This window comes from Ruegeria sp. CG8 (assembly GCF_056537165.1).
Genome location: NZ_JBQFRA010000004.1, coordinates 54771 through 77660 on the forward strand (window position 1 = coordinate 54771; position 22890 = coordinate 77660).

General features: G+C 62.2%; 15 protein-coding genes. 14 read left to right on the top strand and 1 reads right to left on the bottom strand.

All coding sequences use genetic code 11. From position 1 onward, the window contains the following. Positions 1–60: 60 nt before the first annotated feature. The 12 genes from ACR0EF_RS13410 (at position 61) to ACR0EF_RS13465 (ending at position 17548) form a co-directional block, all read left to right on the top strand. Positions 61–645, top strand: coding sequence for an ANTAR domain-containing response regulator (locus tag ACR0EF_RS13410; RefSeq protein ID WP_170341425.1), 585 nt, complete (start codon positions 61–63; stop codon positions 643–645). Then, the gene (locus ACR0EF_RS13415) at positions 642–1811 is read left to right on the top strand and encodes an ABC transporter substrate-binding protein (RefSeq protein ID WP_170372551.1); all 1170 of its coding nucleotides are present in this window, start codon (positions 642–644) and stop codon (positions 1809–1811) included. Before ACR0EF_RS13410 ends, ACR0EF_RS13415 begins: the two co-directional genes overlap by 4 nt. Before the next feature lie 294 nt (positions 1812–2105). Beyond that, the gene (locus ACR0EF_RS13420; RefSeq protein ID WP_170365868.1) at positions 2106–3473 is read left to right on the top strand and encodes a CmpA/NrtA family ABC transporter substrate-binding protein; all 1368 of its coding nucleotides are present in this window, start codon (positions 2106–2108) and stop codon (positions 3471–3473) included. A 72-nt stretch (positions 3474–3545) separates the two neighbouring features. Then, positions 3546–4628 (top strand): ABC transporter permease, encoded by a 1083-nt coding sequence (locus ACR0EF_RS13425; protein ID WP_068345377.1) that lies wholly within the window; start codon positions 3546–3548, stop codon positions 4626–4628. Positions 4629–4633: 5 nt separating this feature from the next. After that, positions 4634–6313 (top strand): ABC transporter ATP-binding protein, encoded by a 1680-nt coding sequence (locus tag ACR0EF_RS13430; protein WP_170341417.1) that lies wholly within the window; start codon positions 4634–4636, stop codon positions 6311–6313. A 4-nt stretch (positions 6314–6317) separates the two neighbouring features. After that, entirely contained in the window at positions 6318–8753 is a 2436-nt protein-coding gene (nirB, locus tag ACR0EF_RS13435; RefSeq protein ID WP_170372549.1) for a nitrite reductase large subunit NirB, read from the top strand. Next, positions 8750–9082, top strand: coding sequence for a nitrite reductase small subunit NirD (gene nirD, locus ACR0EF_RS13440; protein WP_093963084.1), 333 nt, complete (start codon positions 8750–8752; stop codon positions 9080–9082). Before nirB ends, nirD begins: the two co-directional genes overlap by 4 nt. After that, positions 9082–11742: a nitrate reductase gene (locus ACR0EF_RS13445; RefSeq protein ID WP_170372547.1), complete on the top strand. Its 2661-nt coding sequence runs from the start codon at positions 9082–9084 to the stop codon at positions 11740–11742. Before nirD ends, ACR0EF_RS13445 begins: the two co-directional genes overlap by 1 nt. Positions 11743–11968: 226 nt before the next feature. Then, positions 11969–14068: a hydantoinase/oxoprolinase family protein gene (locus ACR0EF_RS13450; RefSeq protein WP_170372545.1), complete on the top strand. Its 2100-nt coding sequence runs from the start codon at positions 11969–11971 to the stop codon at positions 14066–14068. Beyond that, entirely contained in the window at positions 14065–15714 is a 1650-nt protein-coding gene (locus tag ACR0EF_RS13455; RefSeq protein WP_170372543.1) for a hydantoinase B/oxoprolinase family protein, read from the top strand. Before ACR0EF_RS13450 ends, ACR0EF_RS13455 begins: the two co-directional genes overlap by 4 nt. Beyond that, positions 15711–16793: a pyridoxal phosphate-dependent aminotransferase gene (locus ACR0EF_RS13460; RefSeq protein ID WP_170372541.1), complete on the top strand. Its 1083-nt coding sequence runs from the start codon at positions 15711–15713 to the stop codon at positions 16791–16793. The genes ACR0EF_RS13455 and ACR0EF_RS13460 overlap by 4 nt, the downstream gene beginning before the upstream one ends. Then, positions 16790–17548 (top strand): maleate cis-trans isomerase family protein, encoded by a 759-nt coding sequence (locus ACR0EF_RS13465; RefSeq protein WP_170372539.1) that lies wholly within the window; start codon positions 16790–16792, stop codon positions 17546–17548. Before ACR0EF_RS13460 ends, ACR0EF_RS13465 begins: the two co-directional genes overlap by 4 nt. A 51-nt stretch (positions 17549–17599) precedes the next feature. Here ACR0EF_RS13465 and ACR0EF_RS13470 read toward each other — a convergent pair whose 3' ends face one another. Next, positions 17600–20476 carry an ATP-binding protein gene (locus ACR0EF_RS13470; protein WP_170372537.1) on the bottom strand — a complete coding sequence of 959 codons (2877 nt, stop codon included), beginning with the start codon at positions 20474–20476 and terminating at the stop codon, positions 17600–17602. A 151-nt stretch (positions 20477–20627) separates the two neighbouring features. On the opposite strand from ACR0EF_RS13470, the gene ACR0EF_RS13475 reads away from it, so the two are divergent. Both ACR0EF_RS13475 and ACR0EF_RS13480 read left to right on the top strand, forming a co-directional pair. Next, positions 20628–20909, top strand: coding sequence for an Os1348 family NHLP clan protein (locus tag ACR0EF_RS13475; RefSeq protein ID WP_170341400.1), 282 nt, complete (start codon positions 20628–20630; stop codon positions 20907–20909). 6 nt (positions 20910–20915) lie between these two features. After that, positions 20916–22883, top strand: a complete 1968-nt coding sequence (locus ACR0EF_RS13480) for a RiPP maturation radical SAM C-methyltransferase (RefSeq protein WP_170372535.1) — start codon at positions 20916–20918, stop codon at positions 22881–22883. Positions 22884–22890 lie beyond the last annotated feature (7 nt).

The following is a 22890-nucleotide window of genomic DNA, read 5'->3' on the forward strand; positions in this document are numbered from 1 at the left end:
TGAGCGCAGCGCTCCGAGGGTGGCATTGCCTCGCCCTGCCTGCTTGGTCAGTTCGATGTTATGAACCAAACGTTGACCGTTGTTGTTGTCGAACAGAACCCGGACCGCGCCGATGCGATCCTCGAGGCCCTGAAAGCGGCGGGGAGCGTCGAGGCGCACGTGATCGATGGCGTGTCTGAATTGCCGCGCAAGATTGCTGTCCACAATCCCGATGTCGTTCTGATCGACATCGACAATCCATCTCGGGACATGCTTGAAGAACTGACAACCGCCTCCGGCCCGATGGAGCGGCCGGTTGCCATGTTCGTATCCGGGGCTGCAGGCGGCCTGTCCAAAGCTGCGGTCGAAGCAGGTGTCTCGGCCTATGTCGTCGACGGTCTGCATCCCGAAAGGGTCAAGCCCATCATCGACACCGCCATCGCCCGTTTCCAAGTACTGCGCCAAATGCGGACCGAGTTGGCCGAAACGAGACGCGCATTGGAAGAGCGCAAGGTGATCGACCGCGCGAAAGGGCTGTTGATGAAAGCAAAGGGCATTCAGGAAGATGAAGCTTATGCCCTGCTGCGCAAGACCGCCATGAATCAGAACCGCCGGGTGGCCGATGTGGCCGAGGCATTGGTGACCGCTTCGGGGCTGTTGTCATGAGGGCGGTCTCGCTCCGAGCGGCCTATATGCCGTTGGTCGATGCAGCCCCCCTGATCGTGGCGCACGAGATGGGATATGATCAGGCCGAAGGCATCTCTTTGGACCTGCGCCCTGCCCCGTCCTGGTCCTCGTTGCGGGACATGCTGGCCTTCGGACATGTTGATGCGGCGCATCTGCTGTCCCCTGTCCCGGTGGCCATGGCGCTGGGGCTTGGGGGGATCGTCACGCCCCTTTCGGCCGTATCGGTCCTGTCGGTAAATGGAAACGTGATCGGCGTTGGCCGCCAACTGGAGGCGCGGCTGCGCGAAAATGGCTATGCCTTCGATTTCAGCGATGCTTTTGCGGCCGGAGCGGCCTTGGCAAAGGCGGCCGGTGAAACGCTGACATTCGGGGTTCCGTTTCCGTTTTCCATGCATGTGGAACTGCTGCGATATTGGGTCAGCGGCACGGAACTCGCCTCGACCCAGGTTGAGATCCGCACCGTTCCCCCACCGTTGATGGCCCAGGCCCTGGCCGCCGGTGAGATCGATGCTTTCTGCGTGGGTGAGCCCTGGGGGTCGTTTTCCGTCGATGACCGGGTGGGTGCGCTTCTGCTGCCGGGGAACGCGATCTGGTCCTGTGCCCCGGAAAAGGTACTGGCCGTGCGAACGGATTGGGCACAGACGGAACCACATCTGACGGGCGCGCTGCTGCGGGCGATCTGGCGGGCGGGCCGATGGCTTTCAAATTCCGAAAGCCTGACCACGGCGTCGGAGATGCTGGCGCAAAGGCTCTATCTTGATGTTCCCGCGGACCTGGTCGACCGGGCATTGACCGGCCAATTTGCGATTTCAGCGCGCGGCGACCAGCGTCAGGTCGACCGTTTTGTCACTTTTCATGAAGGCGCGACGGGTTTTCCGTGGCGCAGTCAGGCCAAATGGATCGCGCACCACATGGCGCGAAGATATGGACTGGATCCGTCAGATGCCGAGCGTACGGCAGCCGATGTGTTCCAAAGTGACCTGTATCGGCGCGAGCTGCAGGGAATCGGTGTTGTCATGCCCGCCGATTCTGAAAAGCCCGAGGGTGCCGGCAACGACCCGACGCTAGTGTCCGGCCCGGGTGGAAAGTTGATGTTGCCGCAAAACGTCTTTTTCGACAGTCGGATTTTTGAGCCTTCCCAGTAAGTGCGCCTAATTTTTTTGCACTGCAGCGTCAAATTATGCTGCGTTGCAGAATTTTCACCTGATGGCCGTCAATTTCGGATGACTCATCTGCTCACCGGTGCCTTTATCAGGACAACGGCAGGCAACGTCGCCCACCGTAGGAATTCGCCCGATGTCTTGGGCAAAACTTCTGAGCAAAGCCGCTCGACCAACCGCCTTCTCCTTCCGGCGGTGTGTGTCGGCGGCTTTTTTTTGGCCCGAACGTTGCTCGGGTCGCCACCCAGCCCGGTTTGGGCCGGACCGAAAGGAACAAAGATGAAAAAACTCATTCTGAGTCTTGTTGCGACGACAGCCCTTGTTGCGCCGGCCACCGCAGAAATGCTGGAGCTGGAAAAGGACGAACTGACCTTCGGCTTCATCAAGCTGACCGACATGGCGCCGCTGGCCGTTGCCTATGAGCAGGGGTATTTCCTGGACGAGGGCCTGTTCGTGACGCTCGAGGCGCAGGCCAACTGGAAGGTTCTGCTGGACGGCGTGATCGGCGGCCAGCTGGACGGTGCGCATATGCTGGCCGGTCAACCGCTGGCGGCGACCATTGGTTATGGAACCGAGGCGCATATCATCACGCCCTTCTCGATGGACCTGAACGGCAACGGCATCACGGTATCCAACGAGGTCTGGGCGGAGATGAAACCCAACATCCCGGTGATGGACGACGGCCGCCCGCAGCATCCGATCAGCGCCGAGGCACTGGCTCCGGTGGTCGAGAAGTACAAGGCCGAGGGCAAGCCTTTCAACATGGGCATGGTGTTCCCGGTTTCGACCCACAATTACGAACTGCGCTACTGGCTGGCCGCCGGGGGGCTGAACCCGGGCTATTACAGCCCTGAAAACGTGACCGGTCAGATCGGCGCGGACGTGTTCCTGTCGGTCACCCCGCCACCGCAGATGCCCGCGACGCTCGAGGCCGGCACGATCCATGGCTATTGCGTGGGCGAGCCTTGGAACCAGCAGGCGGTGTTCAAGGGCATCGGCGTTCCGGTCATCACCGACTACGAGCTGTGGAAGAACAACCCTGAAAAGGTGTTCGGCATCACCGCCGAATTCGCCGAGGAATACCCGAACACTACCTTGGCCGTGACCAAGGCGCTGATCCGTGCGGCGATGTGGCTGGACGAGAACGACAATGCCAACCGTCCCGAGGCGGTCGAGATCCTCAGCCGCCCGGAATATGTAGGGGCCGATTACGAGGTGATCGCCAACTCGATGACCGGCACGTTCGAATACGAAAAGGGCGACAAGCGCGAGGTGCCCGATTTCAACGTGTTCTTCCGCTACAACGCGACCTATCCGTTCTATTCCGACGCGGTCTGGTACCTGACCCAGATGCGCCGCTGGGGGCAGATCCCCGAAGCCAAGGCAGACAGCTGGTATGACGAGGTCGCCAAGTCGGTCTACAAGCCCGAGATCTATCTGCAGGCCGCGCGCCTTCTGGTCGAAGAAGGCCTGGCGGACGAGGCCGATTTCCCCTGGGACAGCGACGGCTACAAGGCGCCCACCCCAGCCGAGGACATCATCGACGGCATTCCCTTCGATGGCCGCGCGCCGAACGCCTATCTCGAAAGCCTGCCGATCGGCCTGAAGGGCGACCAGAAGGTCGTCGGGACCGAAATCCAAGGCTGACCCCGAACCGCCCTGCCCGGCTGCGGTCGGGCAGGACCCCTGAAACGCCCCGCCATCGCAAGGACGCATCAGATGACAACGGTCGATCCGGAATTCAACGCAGACGCCGCACGGGACGCGCGCCGCGCCCGTCTATTCACCCGCATCAACGCCGCCGACAAATGGTTCCAGGTGCTGGGCCTCAGCTGGGCCACCCCGGTTCTGAAGGCCGCCGCCGGCGACAATCCCCGCGCCCAGATGGCCGAGATCTGGCGGCTGCTGATCGTACCGATCCTGTCGATTTGCGCCTTCCTGCTGCTGTGGGCGACGCTGGCCCCCAAGGTACAGACCTCGCTTGGGGCGGTGCCCGGCCCGGCGCAGGTCTGGGAGGAAATGGTCAACCTGAATCAGGACGCTCAGGCCAAGGCCGCCAAACGCGCCAAGTTCGAGGCGATGGTCGAAAAGCGGAACCAGAAGCTAATCGAGGCCGGCCGCGCAGACGAGGTCAAGCAGGTCGCCTATACCGGCGCGCCGTCTTACTACCAGCAGATCTGGACCTCGATCAAAACCGTGTTCTTCGGGTTCCTGATCGCCACGGTCGTGGCGGTGCCGCTGGGCATCGCGGCGGGGCTGTCGCCCACCGCAAACGCGGCGCTGAACCCGCTGATCCAGGTGTTCAAACCTGTATCGCCGCTGGCCTGGCTGCCGATCGTGACGATGATCGTCTCGGCCGTCTATGTCACCAATGACGGCTGGTTCGCGAAATCCTTCCTGATCTCGGCCATCACGGTGACGCTGTGTTCGCTGTGGCCCACGCTGATCAACACCTCGTTGGGCGTGGCCTCGATCGACAAGGATCTGGTGAACGTGTCCAAGGTTCTGAAGATGAACACCTGGACCAAGATCACCAAGCTGGTGCTGCCCTCGGCGCTGCCGCTGATCTTCACCGGCCTGCGCCTGTCGCTGGGCGTGGGCTGGATGGTTCTGATCGCGGCCGAGATGTTGGCGCAGAACCCGGGCCTGGGCAAATTCGTCTGGGACGAGTTCCAGAACGGCTCGTCCAGCTCGCTGGCCCGGATCATGGTGGCAGTCTTCACCATCGGCATCATCGGCTTCCTGCTGGACCGGGTGATGTACGCGCTGCAGTCCCTGTTTACCTTTACCAACAACCGGTGAGTGTGATGAGCATCCTCAGCTTCGAAAACGTCTCGAAATCCTTCGGTGAAGGCACCGGGCGCACCGATGTTCTGAACGGCATCGACCTGCAGGTGCAGGAGGGCGAGTTCCTGGTGATCCTGGGCTTTTCCGGCACCGGCAAGACCACGCTGATCAACCTGATGGCCGGGCTGGACATGCCTAGCCGCGGGCAGGTCACCTTCAAGGGCGCGCCGATCAAGGGGCCGGGGCCGGAACGCGGCGTGATCTTTCAGAACTACTCGCTGATGCCGTGGCTGACGGTCAGCGGCAATGTCGGGCTGGCGGTCGATACGGTCTTTCCGGGCCTGCCCAAGGCCGAGAAGGCCGCGAAGGTAGCCCATTTCGTCAAGATGGTCGGCCTCAGCCACGCGGCGTCGCGCCGGCCGGCCGAATTGTCGGGGGGGATGCGCCAGCGGGTCAACGTGGCCCGGGCGCTGGCTATGAACCCCGAGGTCTTGTTGCTGGACGAGCCGTTGTCGGCGCTGGACGCGCTGACCCGCGCCAACCTGGCCGACGAGATCGAGCGCATCTGGGAAGCTGACCGCAAGACCTGCGTGCTGATCACCAATGACGTGGACGAGGCAATCATCCTGGCCGACCGGATCATCGCCCTGAACCCCGACGGCACGCTGGGGCAGGAGTTCCGCGTCACGATCCCGCGCCCGCGCGACCGGGCGGCGATGAACACCGATGAAACCTTCAAGCGCCTGCGCGCCGAGGTCACCAAATACCTGATGGATGTGGGGATCGAGGCCAAGGTCGAAGGCACCCGCATCCTGCCCGAGGTCACGCCGATCCACGGCGTGCCCGCCGCCGTGACCGAGGCACAGAAGGGCATGATCGACAGCCGTTTTTTAGATTTCTCGCAACTGCACAAGGTCTATCCCACGCCCAAGGGGCCGCTGACCGTGGTCGAGGATTTCGACCTGAAGATCGACAAGGGCGAGTTCATCTCGCTGATCGGCCATTCGGGCTGTGGCAAATCCACGGTGCTGACCATGGCGGCGGGGCTGAACGAGATTTCCAAGGGCGCGATCAAGCTGGATGGCCGCCACGTCGAAGGCGCCGACCCTGAACGCGCGGTGGTGTTCCAGTCGCCCAACCTGTTCCCGTGGCTGTCCGCGAAAGAGAACGTGGCGATCGGGGTCGACAAGGTCTATCCGAACGCCAGCCAGGCCGAGCGGCAGGACGTGGTGGAATACTACCTGGAACGCGTCGGTCTGGCCGATGCGATGGACAAGCAGGCCAGCGACCTGTCAAACGGCATGAGACAGCGCGTCGGCATCGCCCGCGCCTTTGCCCTGTCGCCCAAGCTGCTGCTGCTGGATGAACCTTTCGGGATGCTCGACAGCCTGACCCGCTGGGAGCTGCAGGAGGTGCTGATGGAGGTCTGGTCGCGCACCAAGGTCACCGCGATCTGCGTCACCCATGACGTGGACGAGGCGATCCTGCTGGCCGACCGGGTGGTGATGATGACCAACGGCCCGCAGGCCACGATCGGCAAGATCACCCGCGTGGACCTGCCCCGCCCGCGCACCCGCAAGGCGTTGCTCGAACATCCCGACTATTACGCCTACCGGCAGGAAGTGCTGGATTTCCTCGAAGAATACGAACACGGCGCCAAGCCGAAATCGCCCGCCCCCAAGGCCATTGCAGCGGAGTGACCCCATGAAACAGAAACTTGTCGTGATCGGTGCCGGGATGGCGTCGGGCCGCGTGCTGGAACATCTGACCGAGATCGCGCCCGATGCGTTCGACATCACCCTGTTCAACGCTGAACCGCGCGGAAACTACAACCGCATCATGCTCAGCCCGGTTCTGTCGGGCGAGAAGACCTATGAGGACATCGTCACCCATGACGGCGACTGGTACGCGCAGCGGGGCATCTCCTGCCGCTTTGGCGAGCATGTGGTGAAGATCGACCGCGAGATTAAAGTGGTCGAGGGCGAAAACGGTCATGTGCCCTATGACAAGCTGCTGATCGCCACCGGCTCGGCCCCGTTCATCATTCCGGTTCCGGGCAAGGACCTGCCCGGCGTCATCACCTATCGCGATCTGGACGACACCAACGCGATGATCGACGCGGCCGCCAAGGGTGGCAACGCGGTGGTTATCGGCGGCGGGCTTCTGGGGCTCGAGGCCGCGGCGGGGCTGGCCGAGCGCGGCATGACCGTCACCGTGGTGCACCTGATGGGCCACCTGATGGAACGGCAGCTGGACGAGGCCGCCGGATACCTGCTGCGCAAGGATCTGGAAAGGCGGGGGATCACCGTGCGGACCCAGGCCTCGACCAAGGCCATTCTGGGCGAAGGGCGTGCCGAGGCGGTGCTGCTGGAAAGCGGCGAGACGCTGCCCGCCGATCTGGTGGTGATGGCCGTCGGCATCCGCCCCGAAACCCGGCTGGCCACCGATGCCGGGCTGGACGTGGCCCGCGGGATCGAGGTGAACGCGCAGATGCAGAGCTCGGATCCGGATGTGCTGGCCGTGGGCGAATGCGTCGAATTCGACGGCCACCTGTTCGGCCTGGTGGCGCCGCTTTACGATCAGGCCAAGGTCGTGGCCAATACCCTGCTGGGCCAGCCCGATGCCTTCGTGGTCAAGGAACTGGCCACCAAGCTGAAGGTCACCGGCTGCGATCTGTTCAGCGCCGGAGACTTCGCCGAGGGCGAGGGACGCGAGGACATCGTGTTCCGCGATCCGGCGCGCGGGGTCTACAAGCGGCTGGTGATCGAAGACGACCGCCTGATCGGCGCGGTCATGTATGGCGACACCGCCGATGGCAGCTGGTTTTTCGGCCTGATCAAGGACGGCACCGACATCGACGAGATGCGTGACACGCTGATCTTTGGCCCGGCCTACCAGGGGGGCGACACCGCGGACCCTCTCTCAGCCGTTGCAGCATTGCCGCCTGAGGCGGAGATCTGCGGCTGCAACGGCGTATGCAAGGGCACCATCGTCGAGGCGATCGCCGCCGGGGCCACCGATCTGGCCGCCGTGCGCGCCAGCACCAAGGCCAGCGCATCCTGCGGAACGTGCACGGGTCTGGTCGAACAGGTCCTGCGGGTCACGCTTGGCGATGAGTTCCAGATGCCGGCGGCGCAACCGATCTGCGGGTGCACTGACCTGACCCACGAGGACGTGCGCCGCCTGATCAAGGCGCAAGAGCTGAAAAGCCAGGCCGCAGTCTGGCAGGAGCTGGGCTGGGAAACGCCCAATGGCTGCCATGTCTGCCGGCCGGCGATCAACTATTATCTGCTGGCCGACTGGCCGCTGGAATACCGTGATGACCCGCAAAGCCGGTTCGTCAACGAACGCAAACACGCCAACATCCAGAAGGACGGCACCTTCAGCGTCGTGCCCCGCATGTGGGGCGGCATCACCAACCCGGCCGAGCTGCGCGCCATCGCCGACGCGGCCGAGAAATTTGACGTGCCCACCGTCAAGGTCACCGGCGGTCAGCGCATCGACCTGCTGGGCGTCAAGGGCGAGGACCTGCCCGCCATCTGGGCCGACCTGAACAAGGCCGGCCTGGTCTCGGGGCACGCTTATTCCAAGGGTTTGCGTACGGTCAAAACCTGTGTCGGCACCGATCACTGCCGCTTCGGAACCCAGGACAGCACCGGCCTTGGCATCAAGCTGGAACAGATCCTGTGGGGCTCGTGGACACCGCACAAGCTCAAGCTCGCGGTCTCGGGTTGCCCGCGCAACTGTGCCGAGGCGACCTGCAAGGATATCGGCGTAGTCTGCGTGGACTCGGGCTATCAGATCGGTATCGGCGGGGCGGCCGGGATGGACGTCAAGGAAACCGAGCTGCTCTGCCAGGTCCCGACCGAGGACGAGGCGATCGAGGTTGTGATGGCCGTCACCCAGGCCTATCGCGAGGGCGGCAAGTATCTGGACCGGTTGTACAAATGGCTGGCCAAGGTCGGCATGGACTGGGTCAGGGCCAATGTGGTCGACGACCTCGAAAACCGTCGGGCATTGGTCGAGCGGTTCGAACTGTCGCAGAGCATCTATCGCAAGGATCCCTGGGCCGAGCATGTGCGCGACAAGGTGCCGAGCTATGCCCCGATTGCAGATTTCACCCTGGAGGCCGCGGAATGAGCTGGATCGACATCGGACATATCGACGACGTGCCGCTGCGGGGCGCCCGTCTGGTGAAAACCCGTCTTGGCTGCATCGCCATCTTCCGCACGGCCGAGGCGGAACTGTTCGCGGCCAGCAATGCCTGCCCCCACAAGGGAGGGCCGCTGTCCGAAGGCATCGTGCATGGCCAGTCGGTGACCTGCCCGCTGCACAATTGGGTGTTCGACCTGAATACGGGCGAGGCCCAAGGCGCGGATGAAGGCCGGATCACCACCTATCCGGTTCGGCTGGAGGGCGGGCGCATCCTGCTGGACGCCCGCGCCGTCACCGAGCGGAGCGCCGCGTGATGGACGGCTCGAACCTGCCCGAGGTGCGATCCACCTGCGCCTATTGCGGCGTGGGCTGCGGCGTGCTGCTGCGCCCGGACGGGGCGGGAGGTCTGACCGTGCGGGGCGACCCGGACCACCCGGCGAATTTCGGACGGTTGTGTTCCAAGGGCACAGCTTTGGGAGAAACGGTCGGGCTGGAGCACCGCCTGCTGACCCCGTGCGCCTTTGGCCGGGACGTGGGCTGGGACGAGGCGCTGCAACTGGTGGCCGACCGGTTCCGCGAAACGATCGCGGCGCATGGTCCCGACAGCGTGGCCTTCTATGTCTCGGGGCAGTTGCTGACCGAGGATTACTACGTGGCCAACAAGCTGATTAAGGGCTTCATCGGATCGGCCAATATCGACACCAATTCGCGGCTGTGCATGGCCTCGACCGTGGCCGGGCACAAGCGGGCCTTTGGCACCGACACCGTGCCGGGCACCTACGAGGATCTGGACCAGGCCGATCTGGTGGTGCTGGTAGGGTCGAACCTGGCGTGGTGCCACCCGGTTCTGTATCAGCGGGTTCTGGCGGCCCGGCAGGCGCGCGGGACCCGGATCGTGGTGATCGACCCACGGCGCACCGCCAGCTGCGATCAGGCCGATCTGCATCTGGCGCTGAATCCGGGCAGCGACGTGGCGCTGTTCAACGGGCTGCTGACCGAGATTCATCGGCTAGGGGCCGTAGACCCGGGCTTTGTCAAGCAAACCTCGGGTCTGGAAGCCGCTCTGGAAACGGCCGGAAACGACCAGATCTCGGAAACCGGCCTGCCTGCCGAAAAACTCGCCGCATTTTTCGATCTATGGATCAATACCCCCCGCGTCGTGACGGTCTTCAGCCAGGGAGTGAACCAGTCTTCCAGCGGGACCGACAAAGTCAACGCCATTCTGAACTGCCATCTGGCCACCGGTCGGATCGGGCGGCCGGGAATGGGCCCGTTCTCGGTCACCGGCCAACCCAACGCGATGGGTGGGCGCGAAGTGGGTGGTCTGGCCAACACGCTGGCTTGCCATCTGGACATCGAAAACGCCGATCATCGCGCCGCGGTTCAGGCGTTTTGGCAATCCCCTTCAATACCGCAGTCTCCGGGGCTGAAGGCCGTGGACATGTTCCGCGCGGTCGAAGATGGGCAGATCAAGGCCCTTTGGATCATCCACACCAACCCGGCGGCAACCATGCCCGAAGTTGACAGGGTCAGCCGCGCAATCGCCGCCTGCCCGTTCACGGTCGTCAGTGACCTGACGTTGCACACCGATACGGCACGTCTGGCCGACGTCGTGCTGCCTGCCGCCGGGTGGGCCGAAAAGAACGGAACGGTCACGAATTCCGACCGAACCATCAGCCGGCAACGCGCCGTTCTGCGGCCACCGGGCCAAGCGCGTCCGGATTGGGACATCCTGGCCGAAGTTGGCCGCCGCATGGGATGGAAAACCGCGTTCGACTACGCTTCACCGGCCGAGATACTCCGTGAATACGCCGCCATGTCCCAAATCGCCGCGCGGTTCGGGAAAGACTTCGACATTTCGGGCTTCTCCGAAATTGACGAGGAAGGCTATGCCGAACTGGAACCCACCCGCTGGCCATTGGGTCGCAGGCGTGCAGGTGGGAGATTTTTTGGTGACGGACACTTCTTTCACTCCGACAGGAAGGCCCGGATCGTTCCCGTTGCCCATCGACCTCCGGCAGCCCTACCCGGACAGCAATATCCCTTTGTGATGAACACCGGACGCACACGGGATCAATGGCACACCATGACCCGGACCGGTCTTTCAGCCCGCCTGTCCGCCCATCTTGCCGAGCCGTTTGTGGACATTCATCCCCAGGACGCCGCCCGCGAGGGGATATCCAGCGCAGACCTTGTCGAGGTCACCAGTCCCGCTGGGCGGGGCATTTTTCGCGCGCGCATCACCCAAGATGTTCGCATCGGTCACGTCTTTGCTCCCATCCATTGGACTGCGGAAACGGCCCCTTCGGGCCGGGTGGACATGCTGGTTCCCGGCACTACTGATCCGATTTCCGGACAACCCGAAAGCAAGGCAACACCCGTTTCGATCTCGGTCATGCAGGCGGCGTGGTACGCCTTTGCAGTCTCCAGGAACCCCCTGATCCCCTCGGTCGCTTACCGGGCGACGGTCCGAACGGACAACGGTTACAGGACAGAGCTGGCTGATCATGCCCGGATACTGAATTGGGAAAAAACCGCCCGCGAATGGTTTGCGCTGACCGATGCGGACGCGGTCACGGCAGGTGACCCCGCCCGCGGTTCATTTCGCATTGCGTTGTCGCAGAACGGATGCCTGCAAGCGGCACTGTTCGTGTCGCCGCGCCCGCTGCCCCTGATGCGGGACTATCTTGCGTCGATGCCGGACATACCACCCGCACAGTTTCTGACCGGCCGCGCACCCGCAGATGCCAAGGACACCGGACCGATCATCTGCGCCTGTTTTGGCGTCGGGTTGAAGACGATCGTTGACGCGATCTCGTGCGGGAAAGCGATCAGTGTCGACGCTATCGGCGCGGCGTTGAGCGCCGGAACAAATTGCGGGTCTTGCCGGCCTGAATTGGGTGCCCTGATCGACCGGTATGCCCCGGATGCCGCCGACAACCTGAGCCGACAATTGCAGGGAGACGTCGCCTAACCCGGTCGCATTTCTGTTGACAGGTGATCCCGCGATGGGCAGCATTTTTCCATCGGATCGACAATCAGAGTGACCCAGCCGTGATTGACTGCACCAAAGATACCCAAGGCCGCCGGGCAACCGGTTGCGACCTCGTCGTCTGACGAGGGACGGGTTTTTTCGCAGTCTCCGGATGCTGAACCAACAGCCCGGTACGATCTGAAACTTCTGCCCATGGCTTCGTTTTATGCACAATCACGCTGGGCTTCGGCTGGCCGTCGATATTGGCGGCACGTTTACCGATACCGTTCTGATGGACGGGCAATCCAATATCCTCGCAACGACGAAAACTCCGACGACACCGGACATCCCAACCGTCGGTGCATTGACTGGTGCAAAGCGCGTTCTGGATGACGCCAATGCCGGTTTCTCGCAGGTTTCCGGGTTCATTCACGGCACCACTCTGGCCACCAATGCCCTGATCGAGCGGCGCGGTGCCCCGGTTGCTACAATAACCACCGACGGGTTTCGGGACATACTCGAGATTGGGTATGAACGTCGTTACAGCCAGTATGACATCAATCTGGTCAAGCCCGACCTGCTGGTCCCACGCGCTCGTGCCTTCACGATCGGCGGGCGAATGGATGCACGTGGTGACGAGCTGACACCGCTGGATGTCGCCGGAATGAGCGATCTGGTGCGCCGGATTGAGGATAGCGACGCCCAGGCCGTGGCGGTATGCCTGATGCATTCTTATGCCAACCCAAAGCACGAGCTTGCCCTGCGGGACCAGTTGCTCAGGGCGCTCCCCGACCTAGCCATCTCGCTCTCGCACGAAGTCAGCCCCGAGGCGCGCGAATTTGACCGCCTGTGCACCACCATCGCCAACGCCTATATCCAGCCTCAGATGGCAGGGTATCTGGCCGAGTTCCAATCCCGCTTCGCCGCAGAGGGGCTGACCTGTCCCATTCTCATGATGACGGCCGGCGGTGGCATGACAACCCTGGAAACGGCCGCCCGCCTGCCTATCCGGTTGGTCGAATCCGGCCCGGCCGGCGGGGCCATCCTTGCCGCGCGGATCGCGGCTGAAACCGGTGCGCGCGCCGTAACCAGCTTTGACATGGGGGGGACGACGGCCAAGCTGTGCCTGATTGATGCTTTCCGCCCGCAGACCGCACGCAGGTTCGAAATCGCAAGGGCCGCGCGCTTCATCAAGGGCTCGGGCATGCCGGTGCGCATCCCCGTGATCGAGATGATCGAAATCGGCGCAGGCGGCGGCTCGATTGCCAGAGTCGACCGGCTGGGTCGCCTGCAGGTTGGCCCCGAAAGTGCCGGCGCGCAGCCAGGCCCTGCCGCCTTCGGCAATGGCGGCAGGGCGGCGACCGTGACAGACGCCGATGTGGTGCAGGGCCTGATCGAACCCGGCCGGTTTGCCGAAGGCCGCCTGACGATTGACACGGCAGCCGCCGAACGGGCCATCACCGTGGAAATCGGGAGCGCGCTGGACCTGCCACCGGACCTGGCCGCACGTGGTCTCAGCGAAATCGTCGACGAAAGCATGGCCGCCGCAGGTCGGATGCACGCGGTCGAGTCCGGAAAAGAGTTGGCAACCCGAGTGATGATCGCCTTTGGCGGCAATGGGCCATTGCACGCAACGCGAGTGGCCCGGCGGTGTCAGGTCGACCAAATCGTGATCCCGAAGGACCCGGGCGTGGGGTCAGCGGTCGGATTTCTGTATGCGCCGGTCGCCTTCGAAATCGTCCGGTCGCGCTATGCCACGCTGGACCAGCCGGATCTCGACGGCCTCAACGCCTTTTTTGACGAAATGACAGCCGAGGCGCTGGCCGTGGTCCGTGCCGGTGCACCTGAAGCCGAGTTGTCGATCCGAAAACAGGCTTTCATGCGGTACCACGGCCAAGGTCATGAGATCGAGATCGCGCTTCCGGATCGGGCACTTGGGCCTGCAGACATCGAAACCCTGCGCCGGGATTTCGAATCCGAGTACAGCCGGTTGTTCCGCCGCGCGGTACCGGGAATGGCGATCGAGGTTCTCAACTGGTCCGTCGAGGTGTCGTCGCCCGCTCCTGCCCTCAGCCGGGTTCCTGACGCAGTCCACCAGCGCACGGTGCGCCCGTGCGGCCATCGACGCATTCTCTGTGATGTCAGCGGGCATTGGTGCGACGCCGGTATCTACGATCGATCCGGGCTTGAACCCGGCGATAGCTTGCGCGGACCGGCGCTGATTACCGAGCCTCAAACCACCACATTCGTCAGCGCGGATTTTCAGGCCAGCGTCGATGGCGGCGGCAATCTCTGGCTCAACCGGATACTGGAGGACGCCGAATGAACACGACGAATACCCGCCTGCAGGTCATGTGGAACCGGCTGCTAGCGGTGGTCGAAGAACAGGGCCAGGCGCTGATCCGCGCCGCCTTTTCTCCGATCGTTCGTGAATGCGGCGACATATCCGCCGGCATTTTTGATGTACGCGGCCGTATGTTGGCCCAGGCCGTTACCGGAACGCCGGGCCACATCAACACGATGGCCGAAGCGGTTGAGACCCTGTGCGGGCGATACTCCAGCTCCGAAATGAAGCCGGGCGATATTTTTCTGACCAATGATCCTTGGATCGCATCCGGCCATTTGAACGATTTCCTGCTGATGATGCCGGTTTTTCATCGTGGCAATGTGGTTGGGTTTACGGCCTGCACCTCGCATCTGGTCGACCTTGGCGGTTTGGGCATGGGTCCCGAAGGCTCGGATATCTTTGATGAGGGGCTTCGAATCCCGCCGTGCAAACTGGTCGACCAAGGTCAGTTGAACGCGCTGCTGATGGATATCGTCAAAGCCAACTCGCGCGAGCCCATCGCCAACGAGGGCGACATCTACGCATTGATCGCATGCTGCGAAACGGGCGCAGCGCGTCTGGCCGACATGATGGTCGAGTTTGGCATCGATACTCTGGACAGTCTGGCCGATTACATCATCGAAACCTCGCGCCGCGGCACGATCGAGGCCATTTCGGCGCTGCCGAAGGGCACGTGGCACAATGTGCTGACCGTCGATGGATACGAGTGCGAGATCGATTTGCACGCAGCCCTGACCATCAAGGATGACCGGGTTCTGGTCGACTTTTCGGGCACATCGGGCCTGTCGCGCAAAGGCATCAACGTGCCGCTCAACTATGCAACGGCCTATACGGTATTTGCCCTGCGCTGCATCATCGGCCCAGACATCCCCAACAACGCAGGCTCTTTGGCGCCATTCCACGTGACGGGACCGGCGGATTGCATCCTGAATGCGCAGCCACCCGCTCCGGTGGCCATGCGCCATACGTTGGGACAGATGACCCCGGATCTGGTCTATGGCTGCCTGTCGCAGGCTCTGCCGGGCGCCGTGCCGGCCGAAGGCGCATCATGCATGTACGACCTGCCTCTGCGCCACGCACCCGAGGCGGTTTCCCGCGGTGGCACGCAGTTTGCTCTGGAATTGGTGTTCAGCGGCGGAACCGGCGCAAGGCCAAGCCTGGATGGCCTGTCGGCGACGGCCTTCCCCTCGGGTGTCTGGGGCAGCCAGATCGAGACAACCGAGGCTGTCGCGCCTGTCCTGATCACGCGTCGCGAATTGCGCCAGGACAGCGGTGGCCCCGGTCGCCTCCGCGGCGGATTGGGGCAGAACATCGAAATACGCTCCTCCACCGGCGAGGATTTTATGCTGTTCCTTTCGGTCGAACGCATCGCAAACCCAGCCAAGGGACGGCACGGCGGACTGGCGGGCGCGCCCGGTCGCATCCGTCTCGGCCCCGACGGCCCGGACTTGCCGGGCAAGGGCGAGGTGCGAATTGGCGGCGGCGAAACGCTGATCTTCCAAACTCCGGGCGGCGGCGGATTTGGGCCACCCGATGAAAGGTCACCCTTGGCTGTTCGACAGGATGTGCGGGACGAGCTTGTGAGCGCCCGGGCCGCGCAGCATGTCTATGGAGTAAAGCCATGATCCGTCCCGTTTCCCATGTCGCTGCCATGTCACCTTACGCGTTGGCTCAGCTGGATCCGCCGGCAGGACAGCGCCTTGTGTCGCTGTCGCAGAACGAAAGCCTGCGCCCGCCGAGTCCCTTGGTCGGACAGGCCGTCGCCGAGGCGGCCGCAAACGGGCACCTCTACCCGGACCCAGACTGGACGGCATTGCGTGCGCGACTGGCCGAGCTTCATAATCTGCCCGGGCAAGGTGTGTTGTGCGGGAACGGGTCGATGGAGTTGATTGCGGGTCTGGCGCTTGCCTTTGCCGGACTAGACGCCGCCGTTCTTGCCCCTGCGAACGCATACCCGTTTTTTCGTACCGTGGCTCAGTTGGCTCGCGCCCGTTTCGACACCGCCGCCGAGGTGGACGGATTCGTATCCGTCGACGCGCTTCTGGCAGCCGTGCAGCAGGATACTAGGGTGGTATTTGTAGCCAATCCCGGCAACCCGACAGGCACCCGTATCTGCCGCCGCGATCTGCTGCGGCTTCGGGAGGGGTTGCGGGACAACACCCTGCTTGTGATCGACGAGGCCTATGGCGAGTTCGCCGATGATTTGAACGAGCCGATGTTCGACCTTGTCGCGCGGGGGGACACGGTCGTTCTTCGAACTCTGTCCAAGGCCTACGGGCTGGCCGGATTTCGCGTGGGCTGGGGCCTGTTCCCACCGCAGATCGCGGTCCAGATACGCAAGGTGATGAACCCAAACAATGTGTCGGTGTGCGGACAGGCCGCCGCCTTGGCCGCTCTGAACGATCAGGACTACATGCTCGAGACATGTGACCTCACGGCCGAGCTGCGCGACCGGTTTGCCAATCGCCTTCGGTCCGCCGGGTACGACGTTCCCAAAAGCCATACCAACTTTCTGCTGATCCGCTTTGCGGACCAATCCACCGCGACCAGAGCCGACAAAGCCCTACGGGAAAAAGGCATATTCCTGAGACCGCAATCCAGCGCGGGACTGGCCAATTGCCTACGTGCCACCATCGGTCAGACTGCCGACCTCGAACTCATGGCCGCGGTTCTGGAACATCGGGCCGAGGAGCTTCAGCCATGACACAGCCAAATTTCCACCCATCCAGAGGCCGGTCCCGTTTCGGCATTCTCGTGCCGTTCACGAACACCAATCTCGAACCCGACATGACGATGCTACGGCCCGAGGGCGTTTCACTGCACTTTGCCCGGATGGGTGGCTATGATCAGGAAGAAATCCCCGATGCAGCCCAAATGCACGGTCTTGGCGCCGCCGATCTGGATGAGCCGCTCAGGTTTTTGCTCGGTGTCCGGCCGGATGTCATTCTTTACGGGTGTACCTCGGCAACGCTGACCCATGGCCCGGCCTTCGATCGCGAACTTGCCGACCGTATCAGGACCAGCAGCGGGGCGCAGACCGTTACGGCCGCGGGCGCCCTGGTGCATGCGCTGCGTACGCTGGGGGCGACACGCATCGGCTTCGCCTCTCCCTATGTCGCAGACATCAATGACTTGGCAATCCGGTTCTTGGTCGAGACGGGCATTTCAACCGTGTCGCGGTCCGAAGTAGCAGGCCAGCTGGACAATTACGGCCAAGGAGCTCTGACCCCACAGGCAGTGTTTGACCTGGGATTGGCTGCAGACTGCCCCGAGGCCGAGGTGTTGGTTTTGTCCTGTACGGACATGCGCAGCGTGGAAATCATCGACCGGCTTGAAAAAACTGTTGGCAAGCCCGTTGTCACTTCAAATCAGGCGATGGCATTTCAGGCAATGCAAATGGCCGGGATCACTACGCCGCCGGCCGGATTTGGCCGGCTGATGCTGAACCTGCAACGCTGAAGTCGTAGCGCCAGAATGCGCAGTCGTTTCAGCCGAGACTTTTTGGGGTGTTCAAATCTTAAATGCCCTCAATGCCTTGGATTGCTCGTGCTGGAAATACCCGTTGCGGTCACACAGGTCGTTCAAATCGGATTGCAGTTCCATGGCCTCCTTCGTTCTGCCTTCCTGCGCCAGAACCTGCACTTCGGCCGACAGCAGCCAGGCGACGAAGGCCTCCATCTCCATGTCCCGCGCCAGTTCGAGACCTCGGTTCAGGACCAGCCGGGCATCCGGAAGCTCACCCAAAACCGACTGCACCCGAGCCAAGGGAGCTGCTGCGAAACAGCACAGAACATCGATTCCAGCATCGTCCGATACGCGCAAGGCGCGGCGCAACGCGATGGCAGCGTCGGCCGGTTCATTGCGTTGCCAGCACCAGATCCCCCGCGCGATCAGCGCAAAACTCAAGTCATAGGCCTTGCCGGTTTCTTCGGCGATCGACAGCACCTCGCGGATACCTGCATCCGCTTCGTCAAACCGATGCATCATGCTGTTGGCGTTGGCACGGGTTGCAAGCCCAAGCACCGAAATCGACCCGGTGGTGCCCGCTTCGGCCACACGGAACACCGTCTGGAACAGGTCCGCATGTTGATCAATCGCCGACCGTGCGGCCGCGAAGTTACCGTGAAACCACGCAGCCTGGGCCAGCGCAAAGGCCGCGTTTGCCTGCAGTCGCGGATCTTCGGCGACGGTTGCGGTCCGCAGCGCGCGCTCTGACACCTCCATCGCTTGCCGCACATCCGCCAGGATCGTCAGCATGATCGCCTGGTCGACCTGAAACGCAACGCGCGCGGATGTGTCCCCCAACGCGTCGGACAAGGCTTCCGCCTCGCGTGAGATGGTCAGGATACGGTTGAAGTTCCCGCTGGCCACCAGCGACACACGCAGACCGCGCCGGGCGCGTAGCCCAAGGTCAACAGCCACCTGAGTGCCGGTCCGCTTTTGAACTTGGTCGATGCACCGCAGGGCGTTTTCGAAATATGAGACGGCGGCCTCGAATGAAAACAGCTTGATCGACATCTCGCCGCACCGCGTATAAGCCTCGGCAGCCTCCAGCCATAACTCGCCCTTGTCCGCGTGACGGGCGATGGACTGTGCCACGTCCAGATCGTCGGATGTTCCGCGGCTCAGCAGAGTTTCATAAATCGCACGGTGCAGCCTTGCACGGCGCTGGCGTGGAATACTGCGATACCCGACCTTCTGCACCAACGCATGGCTGAACCGCAGCTGCTGGCCGTCCTGAGATTCCGGCAGTTCAAGAAAACCGCGTTCAACCAAGGTCGAAATCTGGGTTTTGGCGTCGAAGCCCAGCCGTTGAAGCGTGTCGGCCAGAACGCCCCACGTCCACTGCAACCCGCCGACGGCAACCAGCTGCAGAGCTTTGCGGTCCTCGCTTTGCAGGGCATCAATCCGGGATGCGATCAACGGTTGAACTCGGGCGGGGATCTCGATGTCGCCCAGGCTGTCCATCGCTCCGTCCTTGAACCCGGCTTGCGACATGCGGTCCCGCATGTGGTGAGCGAATTCTTCAACGAAAAGCGGTGTGCGGCCGCTCATGGCTTCGATGTATGAGCCCAGCTGACCATCGATGTCGCTCTGACCCAGCAAGCGCGTGATCAGGTCCTTGCAGGCCGCCTCGCCCAGCGGGGCGACCGGAACGACCTTGAGCAAGCCCACCGGGTCATTCGTGAACAGGTTCGCGTTGCGCGATGTCAGGAGGATCAGAACATTCGTTCCCCGCACCTGCCCCAGCAGGTTGTCGATGACGTCCAGAGTCCCCTGGTCGGCCCAATGCAAATCCTCGAACAACAGAAGCAGGGGCTTGTCCTGCTTCATCGACAGAACCAGCCGCGACAGCATCTGGTTCAATTGCCTCCGTCGGCGAGACGGATCTACAGCCGAAAGCGCCGGTTCCGTTTGGAAACGGCTGAACAGTGAATACAGGGCCGATCGGGTATGCGCATCCAGGAACTTGGTCCCGCCCAGAACCTCGGACAGCTTTTGGTCCAGTTCGGCATCGGATTTGGTGTCCGACAGTCCCAAACGGGCATTGATCACGCGGGTGATCGGCAGATACGCAGCTTCCTGATCCAGCGAAAAGCAGTTGAACTCCAGAACCTGGTGCGCGCCCAGGGACCAGTTCTCGACCAGTTCATGCAGCAGCCTGGATTTGCCGACGCCAGCCGCCCCCAACAACAGAACCGAGTTTCCTTTGCCGTCACGCGCCTGGTTCCACGCCGCAACAAGCTCGGCCAGTTCCCTTTCGCGCCCGACAAATGGCGAACGTTCGCGGCGCGCCCGCGCCATCCAGCGCGACACCTGTTCTTTGCGGCCGGTTATTTCGAACAGCTTGATCGGACCCGCACCCCCATCCAGCTCGAGATCGCCCACATGGGTATGGTCGAAAAGATCACCGGCATTCTCCAAAACCTGACCGGAAACCGTGACCACGTTCTTTCTGGCGGCGGCCTCAATCTTGCTGGCGATGTTCATGACCGGTCCTAGAAAGGCCTGCTCTTCCCCGAGGGTGTGTTGCAACTGGCCCACCAGTAGTTCGCCGGAATGAACGCCAACCCGCACATCCAACTGCCGATCGTCCAGCTTGCCGATGCGGTCGATGATCCGCTGGGCACTGGCTATTGCCTTGACCGCGTGATCCTCATCCGCGTTCGGTGATCCAAAAACCGCGAGCGCGCCATCGCCTGTGAACAACGTGGTTGCGCCAAACTTTTCGCAGATCGACATGATCAGTTCGATGGCAGGGCCCAGATGGCTGACGGCGTCTTCGGGATCCAAACTGCCGATCATCATGGTCGAACGAACAATGTCGGCGAACAGAACCGTGCACATTCTGCGCTCGGTCGGTTCGATCTGGACCTGTTTCCTCATGTTCAAGCGCCCCCCGACTGCCCGAGTTCAGTATGTCGCTGATCAAGGCCTTTTTCCAGACACTACGCAAGGGTGGCGCGGACCATCCACGGCATTGATATTGAGTAAAAAAACTATTAACAATTGGCCTTGTATTGCGAAAGGAACAATTATGAGTGACCACCATACTCGGGGTTTGACCCTGGAAGATGTTCAGCAGATCATTGGCCGCGGCATCCTTGACGAGGCCTTTCGAAAAGAATTCATCGACAACCCCGAAGGCGTAGTAAACCGCTTGGGAATCTCGCTCGATCAGGATGGCGAGGCGCGCAAGCTGTTGGCCGCGATTGGGAACGTCTTTTCCGGTGAATCCGACCTGAAGTCGGCGATGCAAGACATCAAGAATGCCTACGAAGATACTTCCGACGGTGTGATCCGGCCCCGCTGCGCGTAACTTCGCATGAGCGAAAGCGCGGTCGTCTCCAGTCAGGACCAAGGCGCAGCTCTGCACAAGCTGTGTCTGGTGTCCATGCCGTTTTCTTCGCTGCAACATCCCGGGCTTGGGATGTCTCTTCTTGCGCAGCTGGCGCGGGACAACGGCTTTGCGACGACCGAGAAGTACTTCAGCTTCGACTATGCCGAGGCGATCGGCCTCGATGAGTATTTCATGCTGTCTGATGGCCGCTGCTATCAGGCGCTGCTGGGTGAATGGATATTCAGCGATCTGATCTACCCGCGCAGCGATCTGGACGCGATGGACTACCTGACCACGGTGCTTGGTGACTATGTATCCGGAGTCGAGTGGCTGGCGTTCATGCAAAACGCCATCGCAGCCCGAAAGCAAGCCGGAGCGTTTGTCGAACGTTGCGCCGATGCGGTGATGGAACAGAACCCGACCGTGATCGGGATTACGTCGTCGTTCCAACAGGTCATGGCCTCGATCGCACTGGCCCGGGCTGTGCGGAAACGGTCAACCGACGTGATCATAGTGATGGGCGGCGCTAATTGCGAGGGGTCGCTGGGGCGCGCGCTTATACAGGCACATCCTGAACTGGACGCGGTTTGCATAGGCGAAGGCGACCATGCCTTTCCCGAGTTTCTGAAAGCCCTGGGGCCAAGCAGACCCTTGCCCGTGGTCGAGGGGTTTCTGAACCGGAGCCAATTGGATAACCCGCTGGAGGAGGCTCGACCGCGCCTGACCACGGATCTGGACAAGCTGCCCATACCGGACTTCAACGCCTTCTTTGATCAATTTCAAAACACTGCGGGACTATCAGAGCGCCTTGTGCCATCTGCTACGATCGAAACATCGCGTGGCTGCTGGTGGGGAGCGAAACACCATTGCACTTTCTGCGGGCTGAACGGCCAATCGATGACCTATCGGAGCAAGTCAGCCGAGCGGGCTTATGCCGAATTCTGCACGCTTGCCGATCTCTATGGCCCGGATCTTGTCGTGGTCGACAACATTCTGGATCACCGCTACCTCAAGACCCTGATCCCGAAACTTGCGCAGGACACGAGACCATTCCTGATGCATTACGAGGTCAAATCAAACCTTTCGCCGACCGTGATCGCCCGTCTGGCCGACGCCGGCGTTCGAAAGATCCAGCCGGGGATCGAGACCTTCGATACTCCGACCCTTGCGCATATGAGGAAAGGGGTCAGCGGAATTCAGAACATCCAGACGCTGAAGCTGTGTGCCGAGGCCGGAGTTTTTGTCGAGTGGTGTTTCCTCTACGGGTTTCCCGGAGAAAGCCCCGAAGCCTTCGAACGGATGGCAAAGCTCATTCCGCTGCTGCATCACCTGCAACCACCCGGCTCGATTGGACCGGTGCGAGCGGATCGGTTCAGCCCGTATTTTGAACACCCCGAGGCATTTGGGGTCGAGGTCGAACCAGCGAAGCCGTATTCCTTCATATTCGACCTGCCGCCCGAAGAAGTCTGGAATTTCGCCTACCATTTCGACATCGTCGACAACGGTCCCAGCCCGCCAGCGCAGCGCGCGGCGTCGACGCTGGATGCTCTTTCTGCATGGCAAGTCGAGGCCGGTACGTCAGCCCTCTACGTCGAGGGCGACGCGGTGATCGACCGGCGAGCGTCAGGACAACGCGTTGTTCACCAATTGGACGAGGCGGCTCGGGCCATCCTTGACCTGAGTCCAGTGATCATCGGCAGGGCGCTTCTTGGCGATCAGGTATCCAACTTGTGCGGGGTGGACGCTTTTGAAGCCGCGATGGACCGCCTTGAGAAGCTTGGGCTGATTTATGTCGAGGACAAATCCGTGCTGTCCCTGGCCCTCAGATCGCCAGGCTTCCAGCGGGCGCCGACCTGGTCCGAGATCCGCAATGAGCCAGAACGTGCTTTCGCCGCTAAATTTTCAGCAACATTCACAAGTACACAGGTAGCGGGACCACAACCCGCGGAATGAGACCGGA

Coding starts and splice junctions, on each gene's coding strand:
- ACR0EF_RS13465 (WP_170372539.1), top strand. CDS start 16,790: ATGACACAGCCAAATTTCCACCCATCCAGAGGCCGGTCCCGTTTCGGC.
- ACR0EF_RS13415 (WP_170372551.1), top strand. CDS start 642: ATGAGGGCGGTCTCGCTCCGAGCGGCCTATATGCCGTTGGTCGATGCA.
- ACR0EF_RS13455 (WP_170372543.1), top strand. CDS start 14,065: ATGAACACGACGAATACCCGCCTGCAGGTCATGTGGAACCGGCTGCTA.
- ACR0EF_RS13450 (WP_170372545.1), top strand. CDS start 11,969: ATGCACAATCACGCTGGGCTTCGGCTGGCCGTCGATATTGGCGGCACG.
- ACR0EF_RS13425 (WP_068345377.1), top strand. CDS start 3,546: ATGACAACGGTCGATCCGGAATTCAACGCAGACGCCGCACGGGACGCG.
- ACR0EF_RS13480 (WP_170372535.1), top strand. CDS start 20,916: ATGAGCGAAAGCGCGGTCGTCTCCAGTCAGGACCAAGGCGCAGCTCTG.
- nirB (WP_170372549.1), top strand. CDS start 6,318: ATGAAACAGAAACTTGTCGTGATCGGTGCCGGGATGGCGTCGGGCCGC.
- ACR0EF_RS13445 (WP_170372547.1), top strand. CDS start 9,082: ATGGACGGCTCGAACCTGCCCGAGGTGCGATCCACCTGCGCCTATTGC.
- ACR0EF_RS13410 (WP_170341425.1), top strand. CDS start 61: ATGAACCAAACGTTGACCGTTGTTGTTGTCGAACAGAACCCGGACCGC.
- nirD (WP_093963084.1), top strand. CDS start 8,750: ATGAGCTGGATCGACATCGGACATATCGACGACGTGCCGCTGCGGGGC.
- ACR0EF_RS13420 (WP_170365868.1), top strand. CDS start 2,106: ATGAAAAAACTCATTCTGAGTCTTGTTGCGACGACAGCCCTTGTTGCG.
- ACR0EF_RS13470 (WP_170372537.1), bottom strand. CDS start 20,476: ATGAGGAAACAGGTCCAGATCGAACCGACCGAGCGCAGAATGTGCACG.
- ACR0EF_RS13430 (WP_170341417.1), top strand. CDS start 4,634: ATGAGCATCCTCAGCTTCGAAAACGTCTCGAAATCCTTCGGTGAAGGC.
- ACR0EF_RS13460 (WP_170372541.1), top strand. CDS start 15,711: ATGATCCGTCCCGTTTCCCATGTCGCTGCCATGTCACCTTACGCGTTG.
- ACR0EF_RS13475 (WP_170341400.1), top strand. CDS start 20,628: ATGAGTGACCACCATACTCGGGGTTTGACCCTGGAAGATGTTCAGCAG.